Genomic DNA, 14,007 nt, shown 5'->3' on the forward strand with positions numbered 1-14,007 from the left:
GCCTTCTCGTAAACCAGCTTGGGATCCCGAATCATGTCGCCGGGATTGGGCTCCAGTTGCTTGGTGGACAGCGAGATCCGTCCCCGCTCCGCATCCAGATCGATGATCATCACCTTCACTTCGTCGTTGACGTTGAAGACGCTGTGGGGCGTATCGACATGATCGTGGGAGATCTCGGAAATGTGCAGCAGGCCGGAGACGCCGCCAATATCGATAAAGGCACCATAGGGCTTGATGCCCCGCACCGTGCCGACCACCACCTCGCCCACTTCCAGCTTGTTCATCTTCCGCTCCACCAAGGCGCGGCGATGGCTCAACACCAGGCGGTTGCGGTCTTCGTCCACCTCCAGAAACTTCAGGGGCAGCTCTTCGCCCACCAGCTCTTCTTTTGGCTTGCGGCTGCTGATGTGGGATCCGGGGATAAAGCCCCGCAGCCCCTCAATCCGCACCAGGGCTCCACCTCGGTTGGTGGCAAAAATGGTTGAGCGAACGGTGGCATCTTCTTTCTGGAGCTGCCGTACCCGTTCCCAGGCCCGCATGTACTCGATGCGACGGATGGAAAGAGTGAGTTGTCCCTCTTCGTTTTCTTCGGTGAGGATAAAAAACTCGCGGGTTTCTCCGGGCTGCAGCATCTCGTGCGGGTCTTCCAGGCGGCTAATCGACATCTCCTGGAGTGGCAGAAAGGCAGCCGTTTTGGCCCCGATATCGATCAAGGCACCGCGTGGCTCCACCGAGAAGACTGTACCCGCCACAATTTCGCCAGGGCTGAAGTGATAGTCGTACTTATCCAGGAGGGCGGCAAAGTCCTCAGTGGTAAAACCTACATCGGCAGCGGTGAATCGACTCATAGGGGTGCAGTAACTGATCAGTTGCGCGGGATAAAGGGTAGAAGGCCAGTTGAGTTTAGCAGAATCCCAGATGAGAGTGCATTCACTCTCCCACTTTCCCACCTGTGGGGGATGTGGCTGGGAAATACCATCGTAGCTTAGAGGAGCGTCTTTTGTGGCAAGTTTTCCGGGGATCTTGCCAAGCTGGAAGATAGAAGATTTGGGAGAAGAACGATTGCACTTTATCGACCAAGCCGAAATTGAAGTGCAAGGGGGGAATGGCGGAGATGGCATCGTTGCCTTCCGCCGTGAAAAGTATGTGCCGGCTGGGGGGCCATCCGGCGGCAATGGAGGGCGGGGCGGCTCAGTGATCCTGGTGGCAGATCCTGGCCTGCAAACTCTGTTGGATTTTCGCTTTCAACCGGTGATCAAAGCGGAACACGGGGCCAAAGGGGGGCCCAACCATCGCAGCGGGGCCAGTGGTGCGGATCGGCTGGTGCGGGTGCCCTGCGGTACTGTGGTGTTCAATGCGGAGACTGGGGAATTGTTGGGCGATCTGGTGGGCAAAGGGGATCAATTGCTGGTAGCCCGTGGGGGCAAAGGCGGCTTGGGCAATGCCCATTTTTTGAGCAACCACAATCGTGCCCCCCGCCAATTTACCAAGGGCGAAGCAGGAGAACGGGTGCGCCTGCGCCTGGAGCTGAAGTTGATCGCCGAGGTGGGCATTGTCGGCCTGCCCAATGCGGGCAAGTCCACTCTGATTTCGGTGGTCTCCTCTGCCCGGCCCAAGATTGCCGACTACCCCTTCACCACGCTGCAGCCCAATTTGGGAGTGGTGCCCCATCCATCGGGAGATGGGGTGGTGTTTGCCGATATCCCGGGGCTGATCGAGGGGGCGCACTTGGGGGTGGGGCTGGGCCACGAGTTTTTGCGCCATGTGGAGCGCACCAGGGTACTGATTCATTTGGTGGATGGCACGGCGGCAGATCCCGTCAGGGATTACCAGATCATTCAGCAGGAGCTACACGCCTATGGCCACGGGCTGATCGACAAACCGCAAATTCTGGTTTTAAACAAGATCGATGTTCTGGATCCCCAGCAGGTTGCCGAGCGCACCCAGAGGCTGTCTGCCGCTGCCGGCACTTCCGTAGTGGCCATTTCTGCAATTGCCAAGCAGGGGCTGGATCCCCTCTTGCAGCGGGTGTGGCAGTGCCTGGGTCGGGGATCCCAACAGTCTGCGGAGTTGGATCTTGTGGGGGCAAAATCCATCCAGTCCTAGGGCAGAAGAATCTTAGAATGGGAAAGCCCCTGCCTTCCCAGAACCCAGAGACGAGTGGCCATGTATATCTCGGCGGAGGATCTGCCACCGGATTTGCGTCAGATTATGTTGGCCGTTGAACAGGCGGCTCAGGCGAGGGCGGGAGCGTGTGTGGAGCTGCTGATGCTCCTGCGGCTGCTGGAGGAGTTGCACCGCGCGATCCTGGAAGGTGCCTTTCGGGAGTCTTTGCCCAATACCCGTCAAGCTCTGTATCGGGTGCTTCAAGATTTGGAAGAAGCGGGCGACTGGCCCTATCTGCCCCGTCTGCACATCCAAGCCCTGATGCAACAACTGAAGGACTGGCCCGAATCTCAGGGATCCCTGCCGGTGTCGGTGCCACCGACCCCCCGCCCTCTTGTGGAAAACCCTTTGGGGGGGAGCTGCTCCGAGTCTTGACCTCTTTCCACCTGCCCGATGGCCGAGTATTTTAAGCTGCATCCTCAACAGCCCCAGACCCGTTCCATCCGGCGGATCGCAGCGGCTTTGCGGGAGGGGGCGGTGATGCTCTACCCCACCGATACGGTTTACGCCATTGGCTGCGACGCGACCCATAAACAAGCAGTGGAGCGGGTACGCCGCATCAAGCACCTCTCCAACGATAAACCCCTCACCTTCTTGTGTCCTTCTCTCTCGCGCATTGCCCAGTATGCCCAGGTCACCGATTCAGCCTATCGACTGATGCGGCGGCTGATCCCCGGCCCGTTTACGTTTCTGTTGCCAGCAACCAAGCTGGTGCCCAAGTTGGTGATGGATCCCAAGCGGAAAACCACCGGCATCCGGGTGCCCGATTCTGCCATTTGTCAGGCTTTGCTGGAAGAGTTGGGCAATCCAATTGTCTCGACCTCTGCCAAGCTGGGGGGGGATCCCGTCGGATCCCTGGGCTTAAGTTTTGGGCAAACCTGGGAATGGGAGAGCGATCCCTGGGATGAGGGTGGGATCTTTGCGGCTGAGGAAATGCGGCAGTTGGAAAAACAGGTGGATCTGGTGCTGGATGACGATGCCCCCCGCCGGGCCAAGGTCTCTACGGTAATCGATTTGACCGGATCCGAGCCGCTGGTGGTGCGGGCCGGGCTAGGGTATGAGCAGGTGGCAGATCTGAACCTGAAACTGGTGGGAGAAGACGGTTAAGGGCAGAGGGATCCCGCGTTCTCTAAAATAGGGTCAGTGCCTTCGGAGTGTGCCCATGTCTGAGGCCCTGGCTCAGCAAAAATCGGCTCTGCTGCACCTACTGGAGGCGACCGACCGGGGCCGGAAAGTTTCCCCTGACCAAAAAGCCCAGATTTTGTCTCAAATTGCCGTCCTAGAAGCGCTCAACCCCACCCCCAAGCCAACATCGGCTCCTGAAGGGTTGGAGGGGAACTGGCTCACCCTATTTACCACGAGCACAGCTCTGCTGCGGCTGGCACAGTTGCCTTTTTTGACCACCGGCGAGATCTACCAGTGTATTCGGGCCAAGGCTGGACGGGTCTTCAACGTGGCGGAGATCCAGGGATCCGGCTGGCTGGGGGCTTGGGTGCCACGGGGAATCTTGGCGGTATCGGCACGCTTTTACCCCGAATCGGAGCGTCGGGTGAGGGTGATTTTCGAGCGATTGGTGTTCGGATCCCAAGCTTTGATGAGCTACGAGATCGAGAGTTTTCTCTATTTGCTCGAGCGGGCTCCGGAGCGGATCCCGGCTATTCAAATCGATATTCGCCGCCGCGAGCCAACGGGCTGGCTGGATATCACCTATTTGGATGAAGATTTGCGGATGGGCCGGGGCAGCGAGGGGAGTGTATTTGTCCTGAAACGGGTGAGTTGAGACTTCGGCTAGCCGGAGGGCTTAGAGGGTTCCGTTTCGGCTATTTTGTGAGATAGGTTTTGGGTTAGGGTGAAGCCTATTTCCTGGAGAACTTGCAAGGCGCGGTAGGACTCCCGCAAAGCTTGCAGCTCTTGCTGAGTTTGCTCCAGTTGCCGGGCTTTTTGCTCCTGTAAGAAGCGCAGCCTTTGATTTTCGGACGCCGTGCGACGCAGAACGTGCTTGAGTTTCTGCTTCTGCTGCTGAAGCCGAGTCCGCCTCACCTCCAACTGCTGCAGTTGGATTTCTTGGAGTTCCAGTTCTATTTTCAGAGTGGCGACCTGCATCTGGAGTTGGCGAAGTTTTTGGTTGAGCTCTGGCTCTGGTGTGGGTTTTGCCGACTCAGGGCTTGGGGAAGAAGGTGATGACAATTCTTGTAGGGGCTGCAACTGTTGGGCCTTGGCCTGCGAAGCTTGATCCTGGTGCTGCTCGCCCTGCAGTCTTACTTGAGTGTGTTCGCTTACTTCGGTTTCAGTTTCCGTCTGCTGCTCAGCTTGATCAAGAATTTGTCGATCGCAGATCTGGGTTTGAGGATCCTCGTCAACCGACTGCAAAGGGAGAGAATCCTCCTCGGGTTGCCGAGGGTTGCCGCCATAATCGGCGGGATCAAAGGGAGACAGAGCCGCTACCAGCGAGGCCCGAAAATCAGTCCAGGAGCCCGACTGCAGACCCATCTGAACCACCCGCCAGGCCCCATAGGAGGCCCCAGCGGCAGCCAGGATCCCAGGGATCCCGGCCAAGGATAAGGAAACCCTGGGCAGGGTTGGCAGGATCTGATCCAACAGCCCCACCACCAGAGCGAAGACGAAAATCCCGCTCCCCGCAGCAGCGGCACCCGAGACCCAAGAGGAGCGGGAAAACATCGTCATTGGCTTTTCGTTATCACAATCGCTAGAGCGGGAAAACCAGGTTCAAAAATGGCCTGTCTGCACTCAGTTTATCCCGCCAGCAGCCTCTGTTTCCCTCTCAGGGCACCTGCCAAGCCCGTTGGTGGTAGCCCTCTAATTGGGCCCAGGGATCCCCAGCCGCTGCGTGGGTATGGCCGTGGTCGTGGTGAGGGTGGGAATGAGGATGGTGATGGGATCCGTGCCCGTGATGGTGGTGATGATGCTCGTGAGGATGGTGATGGGTATGCCCAGCTCTGACCTCTGCGCTCACGGCCAGGCGAAACTTGCACAGGTGGCAGTTCATTTGGGTTTGGCCCTGTAGGGCTTCCTGCTCCAGTTGCTGCAGGCTGTGCAGCACCGTGTCCACAAGGCCCAATTCCGGCAGCATGAGCCAGTCGATTTCCGACTGTCGTTGTCGTTGTTGTTCCACTGCCGCCTCAATTTTTTTCACCAGCACTCCGGTAAACAGGAAGTAGGGCAGCACGATCACCCGGCGCGGATGCCAGGACAAGGCCCGCTCCAATCCCACGGGCAGGCGGGGATGGGTAATGCCGATAAAGCAAGTTTCCACAGCGGCAAACCCAGATCCTTCCCAAAGCAACCGGGCCAGTTTACAGGCTTCGGCATTGGCCTCGGGATCGCTGGAGCCGCGACCCACAAACAGGAGCACGGTTTCTGCTTCTGGGATCCGCCGCGGTTGGGCGGCCATCAAAGCGGCCAATCGGTCTCGCAGCAGTTGCAGGATCTCGATGCGGATCCCCAGCGGCCCACCGTAACGAATGCGCAACTGGGGATAGAGGGCCTGCAGGCGATCCAATTCCATCGTCACATCGAACTTGTTGTGGCGGGCCCCAAACAACAGCAGCGGCAGGACCACAATCTCTTGCCACCCTTGGGCCAAGCACTGCTCTACCCCCTGGGCAATGGTTGGCTGGGTCAGCTCCAGAAAACAAGGGATCACCGGTCGATGGGGAGTGAGGGATTGGTAGACTTGGGCCAACTCCAGAAAGGCTTGCCGCCCTTCAGGGTCGCGGGATCCGTGGCCGATAAGCAATAGGGGCAATGAAGGAGAAGCAAGCTGCCCAACCGAAAGGGGAGGGGAAACACTGAGGGTATTCAACACAAAAAACTCCGTTCCTTGTGAATCGCAAGGGGTACAGGACAACGGCAGGTGGGTGTTCTGGCTGAGGGAGGGATCCCATCACAGTTGCGTCACAGTGGCGGACTTGCACCGCGCTTTCCCCAGTCTGCCTGAGCTTTTTAGGTTAGCTTGCCTCTTGCCATTCACCAAGCTCCCGGGGGGGATGTTCTTGTCTGCCAGAAGATAGCCCCGAGACATGAGCGGTACGGCAGACTCATGCTCAAAGGGCAGCAAAACTGTTGCCGCGCTAATCCCCCTTGCCCCTGGGAGAGGGCCTAACGCCGGCCCGCTGGTTTGGGGGGCTGAAAGTGTCGCAGGCGCAGGGCATTGGCGACCACCGAAATGGAACTCAGGGCCATTGCCGCCCCGGCCAGCATGGGGTTGAGCAGCCAGCCTGTGAAGGGATAGAGCGCCCCAGCAGCAATCGGGATCCCGAGCGTGTTGTAGATAAAGGCGAAGAAGAGGTTTTGGCGGATGTTGTTGAGGGTAGCCCGGCTGAGTTGAATGGCTGTGGCGACTCCCCGCAGATCCCCCGACATGAGGGTTATATCGCTGGCGGCCATCGCCACATCCGTACCCGTACCGATGGCGATCCCCACATCGGCTTCTGCCAGAGCCGGAGCATCGTTAATGCCATCTCCCACCATCGCCACCCGGTGTCGAGGTTGTCTTAGGCTGCGTATGTAAGCTGCCTTCTGATCCGGACGGACTTGGGCAATTACCCGCTGAATGCCTGCTTGCCGAGCAACCGCTTGGGCCGTGGTGGGGTTATCCCCGGTTAGCAGGATCACCTCTAGGCCCATCTGTTGCAGGTGTTGCACTGCCTCAGGAGAGGTGGGTTTGAGCGGATCGGCAATGGCCAACAGCCCCACCAGACTCTGGGATTGCGCTACGCCGATCACCGTTTTGCCCTGGCTTTCCCAGGTCTGAACCCGCTCTGACCAAGAGGGATCCCAAGGGATCCCCATCTCCTGTAGCCAGCTCAGCCGACCGATGCGAATCCACTGATCTTCCACCCAAGCCTCTGCCCCACTGCCTACCCTTGCCTGAAAGTGCCAGGCAGGAGGGATCACAATTTTTTCGGCTTCGGCTTTCTGCACCACCGCCTGGGCCAAAGGGTGTTCCGAGTGCCGCTCCACTGCCGCTGCCAGGCGCAACACCGTCAGGGGAGAGGAGCCATTAGCCCAAATATCGGTGACGGTAGGGCGACCTTCAGTCAGGGTGCCAGTTTTGTCCAAGACCACCGTGCGCAAGTGGTGGGCCAATTCCAGGCTGTCGGCACTTTTCACCAGGATCCCCAATTCTGCCCCTCGTCCCGTGGCCACCAGGATCGAGGTGGGGGTCGCCAACCCCAGCGCGCAAGGGCAGGCGATGATCAGCACCCCAATTGTGTTCACCAAGGCCAGTGTCGGGTTATCGGCCAGCACCCACCAGAGCACAAAAGTTAGAACTGCCACCCCAATCACCGCCGGCACAAACCAGGAGGTGACCCGATCCGCCAACTGTTGAATCGGAGCTTTGGATCCCTGGGCTTCCTGCACCAGGCGCACGATCTGGGCCAGAACCGTGTCTTTGCCCACCCGCCGCGCCTCCATCACAAAGCTGCCCGTCTGATTCAGCGTTGCCCCAATCACCTCATCCCCCGCCGACTTGAGTACAGGCAGGCTCTCGCCGGTCACCATGGACTCGTCGAGGGTGGAGGATCCCTCTAGAATGACCCCATCCACCGGCACCTTCTCTCCGGGGCGCACTCGGATCCGATCCCCCACCTGCACTTCCCGAATCGGAATATCCTGCTCCACCCCATGGCGAATTACCCTTGCCGTTTTCGGTTGCAGCCCGATCAGCTTGCGAATGGCTTCGGAGGTTTGCCCCTTAGCCCGTTGCTCCATCCACTTGCCCACCAGAATCAGGGTGGTGACCACCGCCGACACCTCATAATAGACATCCGGGTGCAGTCCTTGCCGGTGAAAATAGTCGGGGAAAACCGTTGGGAAAACAGAATAGAAAAAAGCCGCGCTCGTCCCCAAGGCCACCAGCGTGTTCATATCCGCTGAACGCCGTTGCCAAGCAGCCCAGGCTCCCCGGTAAAAATGCCTGCCCACCCAAAACTGCACCGGAGCCGTCAGCAGCAACTGCAACCCAGGATTGTGCAGCCACATGGGAAAGCCCGGGATTTCCATTCCCAGCATCATCGGCAGGGATCCGATCACCAGCACCGTGCTGATGCCCACCCCCATCGCCACCTTCAGCTTCAATTCCCGTTCTGCGGCCCGTTGGGCGATCCGCTCTGGGTCTGTCGGATCGTCCAGTTGCCAATCCTCCTGGATAAGGCGCGCCCGATACCCCGCCCGCTCCACCGCCCGAATCAGCGCCTGCGGATCCACCAGCCGGGGATCCCCTTTGACGGTGGCCTGCTCACTGGCAAAATTCACGGATCCGGAGGATACTCCCTGCACCTGAGTGAGGGCCTGTTCGATGCTGCGGGCGCAGGAGGCACAGCTCATCCCTTGCAGGGCCAACTGCCAAGTGCCCTCAGGAGAAGGCGCAGAGGCCGATAGTGCACCCGATGACCCTTTATGGGCAGACATGGCAACACCTTGTTGATGAAACGACAGCTACTCTCCACCCTGGGCAGGGCGAAGGCAGCCATCTGTACAGAAATTCAAAACAGACGCCCGACCGTTCCCGGCCCAAAATTGACTAGGCCGGGGGATATCCCACCTGGGTGAGGGCCTGCCGCAAATCGCTCACAGACCGCCCAGAAGTAATCCGCACCTGTTTGGTTTTGGGATCCCCTTCCACCTGGGCCTGGGGATCCAGTTGCCGCACCGCTTGCGCAATGGTGTCCACGCAAGCCGCACAGGCCAGCTTGGGCACTGTCAAAACAACCTGCATCTTGGGAAACCTCCCCAACCCAATGCCACTGAAAGGATGCTAAACCTTACAGTGGACTGGAAGGTCAAGGGGGAGTCTGAGGCTCGTCCATATTCCAGCGGTAGTCCACCTGATAGCCCCGCTGTCGCCAGTCTTCTTCCAGTTGCACCTGTTGGGTGAGGGCTTTGCGCAGAGAGTTGATCAGCTCTTGTGTGCGGGCTCGGTTGCCGAAATCCTGTTCTTCCACTGCCGGAAAGGTTTGCCGCTCCAATACCCGCAGCAGAAATTCGTAGTGGATGTGAGCCGGCACAGGAATACGTTTCATCGGTCTGAGCAATCCTTAGAGATCCATTGTTCTTAACAGAGATCCATATGATGGAGGGTTCTCATTCACTGAGATGACAACAGGTGGCGCACAGCTTGGCCGGGATCCGGCTGTCTCACCAGAGCTTCCCCCACGAGCACAGAGCGCACCCCCCAGGCCCGCAACTGCTGCAAATCGGCAGGGGTATGGATGCCGGACTCGCTGACAATGGGCAGCTCGCCGAGGAGATCCGAGTGGGCGGCCAACAGGTCGCGCGTTGTGTTTAAGTCCACCGCAAAGGTTCTCAGATCGCGATTGTTGATGCCAATGAGCACCTGCCCTCTGGACTCTTGCAGTTGGGGCAAACGCAGCACCCGCTGCAACTCTTGGGAGGTGTGCACCTCCAGCAGAGCCGCCATGCCCAATTGCCGAATCAGCTTGAGAAAGTAGCCCAAATCCGCATCGGAGAGAATGGCGGCAATCAAGAGCACTGCATCCGCCCCCAAGGCGCGGGCCCAGAGGATTTGGTAGGGGTAGAGAATGAACTCCTTGCACAGGATGGGGATCCCTGCCGCTTGACGGATCTGCCGCAGATACTCGCCACTGCCCTGAAAGAACCGCTCATCCGTCAGCACCGAGAGACAACTGGCCCCACCGGCCTCATAGCTCTGGGCAATGGCCACCGGGTCAAAGGGATCCCGGAGAACGCCGCGGCTGGGGGAGGCTTTTTTGACCTCGGCAATCAAGGAAACAGGGTGAGGAGACTGGGTAAGAGCCGCCACAAAATCCCGCACCGGCGGGGCTTGATCCAGTTGCCGTTGCAATTGCTTCAGGGGAAGCTGCTCCCGTTGGCGCTCCACCTCCTGTTCTTTGTGCCAGACGATCTCTTCCAAAATGTGGCGCGGCTTGGCTTCCGGCGCTGTTGTCTGGTACACCTGAGAGGCTACGACCACCGGCGGGGCAGGAGAACGCCGACGAATAGAAAGCGGCTCACCTTGCAGCTCCATACAAACCCTGAGCAGAACCCTACACCACACCCTAGACTACCTTAGTGCTCCGCCACCGGTTTGAATAGCTACCCCGGACATCCCCAAAACTCATCTGGCGAAGGTGCTTTTTTTAGCCTATGGTTGAGTCTAGAGCGGTAAGGTATAGAGTCTGATGCCATCTTTTGCGCCTTGGGGAGCCCTACTCCGGCAGCCGTTCATTGTTCCCCAGCCAGGGGCGAGGGCTCGGTGGGGTTAGGGTTTGGGATTGGCGTTGTCCATGCTGTTTTGAAGGAGTTCAGGCGTGCTGTACCTGGCAGAGCTATCCAAGCCGATTGGGTTTGCTAAGTCGTCTCTACAATTGCTGGCCAAGCAGCAGCAGGACAATACCTGGGTGGCCGTGAACGAAGAATCGATTACCCTGGAAGGCCGCATTGCCCAGGAGGCCGGGCGTTTCAAGGATGGGTCGCTGGTGCTGGCGGAAATCTCCGGCAGCCGTCAGGTCGCCCGCATCAGCGAAGCTGCTCGCCAACTGGTGACTTACCTGCAAAACTTCAGCCAACTTCAGCTCAAAGCCCGCAGCCAGGAAGAGGAGATCGAGGTTTGGAAACAGTCCCTCACCTTTCAGGCCCATGAGCTTAAACGCCGCGAGATGGATCTGGCAGCCCAAGAAGAAGAGGTGCAGCGGCTGTACGAGCAATACAAAGCCGTAGAGGAAGATCGCAAACTCCTGGACAGCCTCAAAGAGGAGCTGGCAGCCCAGCAAGCTTACTTGGCCGAACAACAGCGGCTGATCGGAGAACAGCGGGAAGCTCTGAATCGACAGCGGCAAGAGTTGGAAGCTCAATTGCAAGAAGCTCGCTCCAGCCGATTGGGGGAAGCAGAAGCAGCGCAGCTACAGGCTTTGGTGCAGCAGCTCCAGGAGACTCTACATCCGGCTGGGGATCCCTTGGCGCTTCTGCAGAGCTTGAAAAGCCACATTCAGCAGCAGCAGGAGCACTTGAATCAACAGATTGCCCAACTGGAAGCAGAACGTCAGCAGGCCCAGATCCGGCAAGACGAGCTGGATCGGGACTACCGCGCTTGGCAAGAACGCCGCGCCGCTTGGTGGGGATCCCGACAATCCCTGGAGCACAGCCAAGCAGAATGGCAAACTCGGCAGGGATCCCTGCGAGCCTATCAAGAACAACTGCAACAGATCACCCGCCACCTGCATTTGCAGGAAACTCTCCAGCAACAGACGTATCGCCTGGTTCAAGAGTACGACTTCATCATCGCCCATCACGACGGCAGGGCAGGATCCGCGGATCCTCCCATCTCGGTCGAGGAGCTGGCGGCTTTGGTCAGCCAACTGCGCCGGGATTACGAGCAGCGGGCGGCCCAAGTTAGCCAGCAGCGGGCCGAGCTGGAGCAAAATCGCCAAGCCCTACGGGAGCTGCAAGAGCGTTTGGCCACTGCCTCTCCCGAAGAGCGGTTCGATATCGAAATGGATATTGACTACGCTCAGTCTGCTTGCAGCGCCCTCGAAGAAGCTCTGCTGCCTCAGGAGAAAAACCTACAGCGGGAATACGAAGAGTTGACCCGCCAAGAGGCCCGCCTCAGCCAGCTTCAAGGGCAGGCCGCTGCCGCCCCTACCTTGGTCGATATTGGCCCGATTCTGGATCAGATCGGCAGCCAAAAACAGGATCTCCTTCAAGAAAAAGGTCGCTTGCAGAGCCTCATCCAACAATTGGATTCTTCTTTACCTTCTCAACAAGAGCAGCTTGCCCGCCAACGGCAAGAGTTGGAGCAGCAGTGGCAACACCTGGAGCAAGAGGAGGGATCCCTGCGGGCGCGCGCCCAGGCCATGGCAGAAACCTGGGGTCGCCTGAATCACCTGCAGGCCACCCTCTACCCAGAGCGGGATCGGTGGGCAGCGTTGGCAGGAGAATTGGCGCAGTTGGAGACGGAGCTGGGCCAACACCAGGCCAGAAACTCCACTGCACACGCCCACGTCCAACAGGTACGCTCTCTCTTGGCTGCCCTCACGCAGGCGTGAGGAAGTCCACGTTTCCTATGCAGGGTGGGGAAGAAGCAGCGCAAACGGATCCCTTCGGGCTCGGTGCGGAACCTACGGCCTTGATTGAGGAAAACAAATCTGTTGACATACCCCCCGCTCTAGAGGGCAAGGATTCTGGTTTCTGGTTCTACGACAGCACTTACGAGGAACTGCGTAGCGGTAGGGCGGGGCTTTAGATCCAGTTTTTTGGTACAATTCGGTAGCATCCTGCAGCCATTAAGGCTCCCAATTTTCCGGCAGGGGGACTGCAGAGGTCGCTGCGCTTTCCCTGACGCTTGACTTGCAGTTGCCGAGGATATTCCAGTGTGAGGTCAGCTTGTGCGAATTGCGGTTGATGCGATGGGGGGCGACTACGCTCCCGAAGAGATCATCAAGGGCGCCTTGCTGGCCCATCGGCATCTGCGGGTCGGGATTGCGCTGGTCGGTCGTCCAGAGTCCCTCAAGCCCTTTTTGCCTCAGCCCTTGCCTGCTGGGATCACCATCGTGCCTGCCGAGGACGATGTGGGCATGGCGGAAGAGCCGTTGATGGTACGCAAAAAGCCCAAAGCCTCCATCAACGTCTCAATGCAACAGGTGCGCTCCAACCAAGCCGATGCTGTGGTGGCCGCCGGGAATACCGGAGCAGCGATGGCTGCGGCCTACCTTCATTTGGGCCGGCTGGCAGGGATCGATCGCCCGGCCATTGGTGCTCTTCTGCCCACTTTAAGAGGCAAGCCGGTGTTGCTTTTGGATGTGGGAGCCAATGTAGATTGCCGGCCCCGCTTTTTGGAGCAGTTTGCCCGTATGGGATCCCTCTACTGCCAGTGTGTACTGGGGGTCGAGCGTCCGCGGGTGGGCCTGCTCAACATCGGCGAGGAGCCCAACAAGGGAAACGATTTGGCTCTGGCCACCCACCAGCGCCTGGCCCAATTGCCAGGGATCCATTTTGCCGGCAATGCCGAGGGGCGGGATGTGCTGACCGGGGAGTTTGATGTGGTGGTGTGCGACGGCTTTGTGGGCAATGCCCTCCTCAAGTTTGCCGAGAGCGTCGGACAGGTGATCACCCAGGTGCTGCGGGAGGAGCTGCCCCGCGGTTGGCGCGGCAAGTTGGGCTGCTGGCTGCTCCGACCCAACCTAAAACAGGTGAAGCGGCGGATGGACTACGTGGAGTATGGCGGCGCTTTGCTGCTCGGAGTCAACGGCATCTGCGTGATTACCCACGGCAGCTCCAAGGCGGCGATGGTTTACCATGCCATTCGTTTGGCCAAAGAAGCGGCGGAGCAAAAAATCCTGCAGCGACTGCAGGCGGAGATGGCCGATCCTCGCGAGTCTAATCCCAGCTCTGAACGGCCTTTAAGGACTCCGTCCCGCTGTCGCGAACAGTCCGCCTCTGACTCCGTCCCGCTGTCGCGATCAGAGGTGCTGCCTCTGCGGCCCTTGGATTGCGTGGAAGGGTAGTGTCCATGCCCAGCAATGGCCTCCCGACCGTGCGGCTGGTGGGGGTGGGGGCTGCCCTGCCGGATCCCTGCTTGAGCAACGACGACCTCAGCCAGATCGTCGAAACTTCCGACGAATGGATCTGGCCCCGCACCGGCATTCGTCAGCGGCGCATTCTCCCCCCCCATCTGAGTTTGGTGGACTTGGCGGCTCAAGCGGCGAAGGCTGCTCTGGATCGGGCTGGGATCCCGCCACAAGATCTGGATTTGATCCTGCTGGCCACTTCCACCGGCGTCGATCGGTTTGGCTCGGCCCCTCAGGTGCAGGCAGCTCTGGGAGCAACGCGGGCGGTGGC

Annotated in this window: 13 protein-coding genes, 1 pseudogene and 1 riboswitch; of the genes and pseudogenes, 7 read left to right on the forward strand and 7 right to left on the reverse strand. The window is 59.2% G+C overall.

Annotation, left to right across the window (positions count from 1 at the left end; all coding sequences use genetic code 11):
• A partial coding sequence (locus NW849_RS10410; RefSeq protein ID WP_414357582.1) for a S1 RNA-binding domain-containing protein occupies window positions 1-848 on the reverse strand: 848 nt, incomplete at its 3' end.
• Between the two features lie 214 nt (window positions 849-1,062).
• On the opposite strand from NW849_RS10410, the gene obgE reads away from it, so the two are divergent.
• From obgE to NW849_RS10430, 4 genes are read left to right on the forward strand one after another with little or no spacing between them, the layout of a single operon-like run.
• Window positions 1,063-2,106: a GTPase ObgE gene (gene obgE, locus NW849_RS10415; protein WP_414357595.1), complete on the forward strand. Its 1,044-nt coding sequence runs from the start codon at window positions 1,063-1,065 to the stop codon at window positions 2,104-2,106.
• Between the two features lie 60 nt (window positions 2,107-2,166).
• On the forward strand, window positions 2,167-2,541 hold the full coding sequence (locus tag NW849_RS10420) for a hypothetical protein (RefSeq protein ID WP_414357583.1): 375 nt from the start codon (window positions 2,167-2,169) through the stop codon (window positions 2,539-2,541).
• An 18-nt stretch (window positions 2,542-2,559) separates the two neighbouring features.
• Entirely contained in the window at window positions 2,560-3,273 is a 714-nt protein-coding gene (locus tag NW849_RS10425; RefSeq protein ID WP_414357584.1) for an L-threonylcarbamoyladenylate synthase, read from the forward strand.
• Between the two features lie 55 nt (window positions 3,274-3,328).
• On the forward strand, window positions 3,329-3,946 hold the full coding sequence (locus NW849_RS10430) for a PAP/fibrillin family protein (RefSeq protein WP_414357585.1): 618 nt from the start codon (window positions 3,329-3,331) through the stop codon (window positions 3,944-3,946).
• 8 nt (window positions 3,947-3,954) lie between these two features.
• On the opposite strand, the gene NW849_RS10435 is transcribed toward NW849_RS10430, so the two are convergent.
• From NW849_RS10435 to trpC, 6 genes are all read right to left on the reverse strand, one after another.
• Window positions 3,955-4,851 (reverse strand): hypothetical protein, encoded by an 897-nt coding sequence (locus NW849_RS10435; RefSeq protein WP_414357586.1) that lies wholly within the window; start codon window positions 4,849-4,851, stop codon window positions 3,955-3,957.
• 97 nt (window positions 4,852-4,948) lie between these two features.
• Window positions 4,949-5,989 (reverse strand): sirohydrochlorin chelatase, encoded by a 1,041-nt coding sequence (locus NW849_RS10440; RefSeq protein WP_414357596.1) that lies wholly within the window; start codon window positions 5,987-5,989, stop codon window positions 4,949-4,951.
• Between the two features lie 32 nt (window positions 5,990-6,021).
• Window positions 6,022-6,158: riboswitch (cobalamin riboswitch) on the reverse strand.
• 127 nt (window positions 6,159-6,285) lie between these two features.
• Window positions 6,286-8,601: a heavy metal translocating P-type ATPase gene (locus NW849_RS10445; RefSeq protein ID WP_414357587.1), complete on the reverse strand. Its 2,316-nt coding sequence runs from the start codon at window positions 8,599-8,601 to the stop codon at window positions 6,286-6,288.
• Window positions 8,602-8,713: 112 nt separating this feature from the next.
• The gene (locus NW849_RS10450) at window positions 8,714-8,908 is read right to left on the reverse strand and encodes a heavy-metal-associated domain-containing protein (RefSeq protein WP_414357588.1); all 195 of its coding nucleotides are present in this window, start codon (window positions 8,906-8,908) and stop codon (window positions 8,714-8,716) included.
• A gap of 64 nt (window positions 8,909-8,972) precedes the next feature.
• Window positions 8,973-9,212, reverse strand: a complete 240-nt coding sequence (locus tag NW849_RS10455; protein ID WP_414357589.1) for a DUF5340 domain-containing protein — start codon at window positions 9,210-9,212, stop codon at window positions 8,973-8,975.
• Between the two features lie 65 nt (window positions 9,213-9,277).
• A complete protein-coding gene (gene trpC, locus NW849_RS10460) occupies window positions 9,278-10,198 on the reverse strand; it encodes an indole-3-glycerol phosphate synthase TrpC (RefSeq protein ID WP_414357590.1) in 921 nt (306 codons plus the stop codon).
• 283 nt (window positions 10,199-10,481) lie between these two features.
• On the opposite strand from trpC, the gene hmpF reads away from it, so the two are divergent.
• The 3 genes and pseudogenes from hmpF to NW849_RS10475 form a co-directional block, all read left to right on the forward strand.
• The gene (gene hmpF, locus NW849_RS10465; RefSeq protein ID WP_414357591.1) at window positions 10,482-12,215 is read left to right on the forward strand and encodes a pilus motility taxis protein HmpF; all 1,734 of its coding nucleotides are present in this window, start codon (window positions 10,482-10,484) and stop codon (window positions 12,213-12,215) included.
• A gap of 360 nt (window positions 12,216-12,575) precedes the next feature.
• The gene (plsX, locus tag NW849_RS10470) at window positions 12,576-13,673 is read left to right on the forward strand and encodes a phosphate acyltransferase PlsX (RefSeq protein WP_414357597.1); all 1,098 of its coding nucleotides are present in this window, start codon (window positions 12,576-12,578) and stop codon (window positions 13,671-13,673) included.
• Between the two features lie 5 nt (window positions 13,674-13,678).
• Window positions 13,679-14,007: pseudogene (locus NW849_RS10475) on the forward strand (3-oxoacyl-ACP synthase); the annotation flags it as partial.

It is taken from the genome of Synechococcus sp. R55.3 (assembly GCF_047461975.1).
Taxonomy (GTDB): domain Bacteria; phylum Cyanobacteriota; class Cyanobacteriia; order Thermostichales; family Thermostichaceae; genus Thermostichus.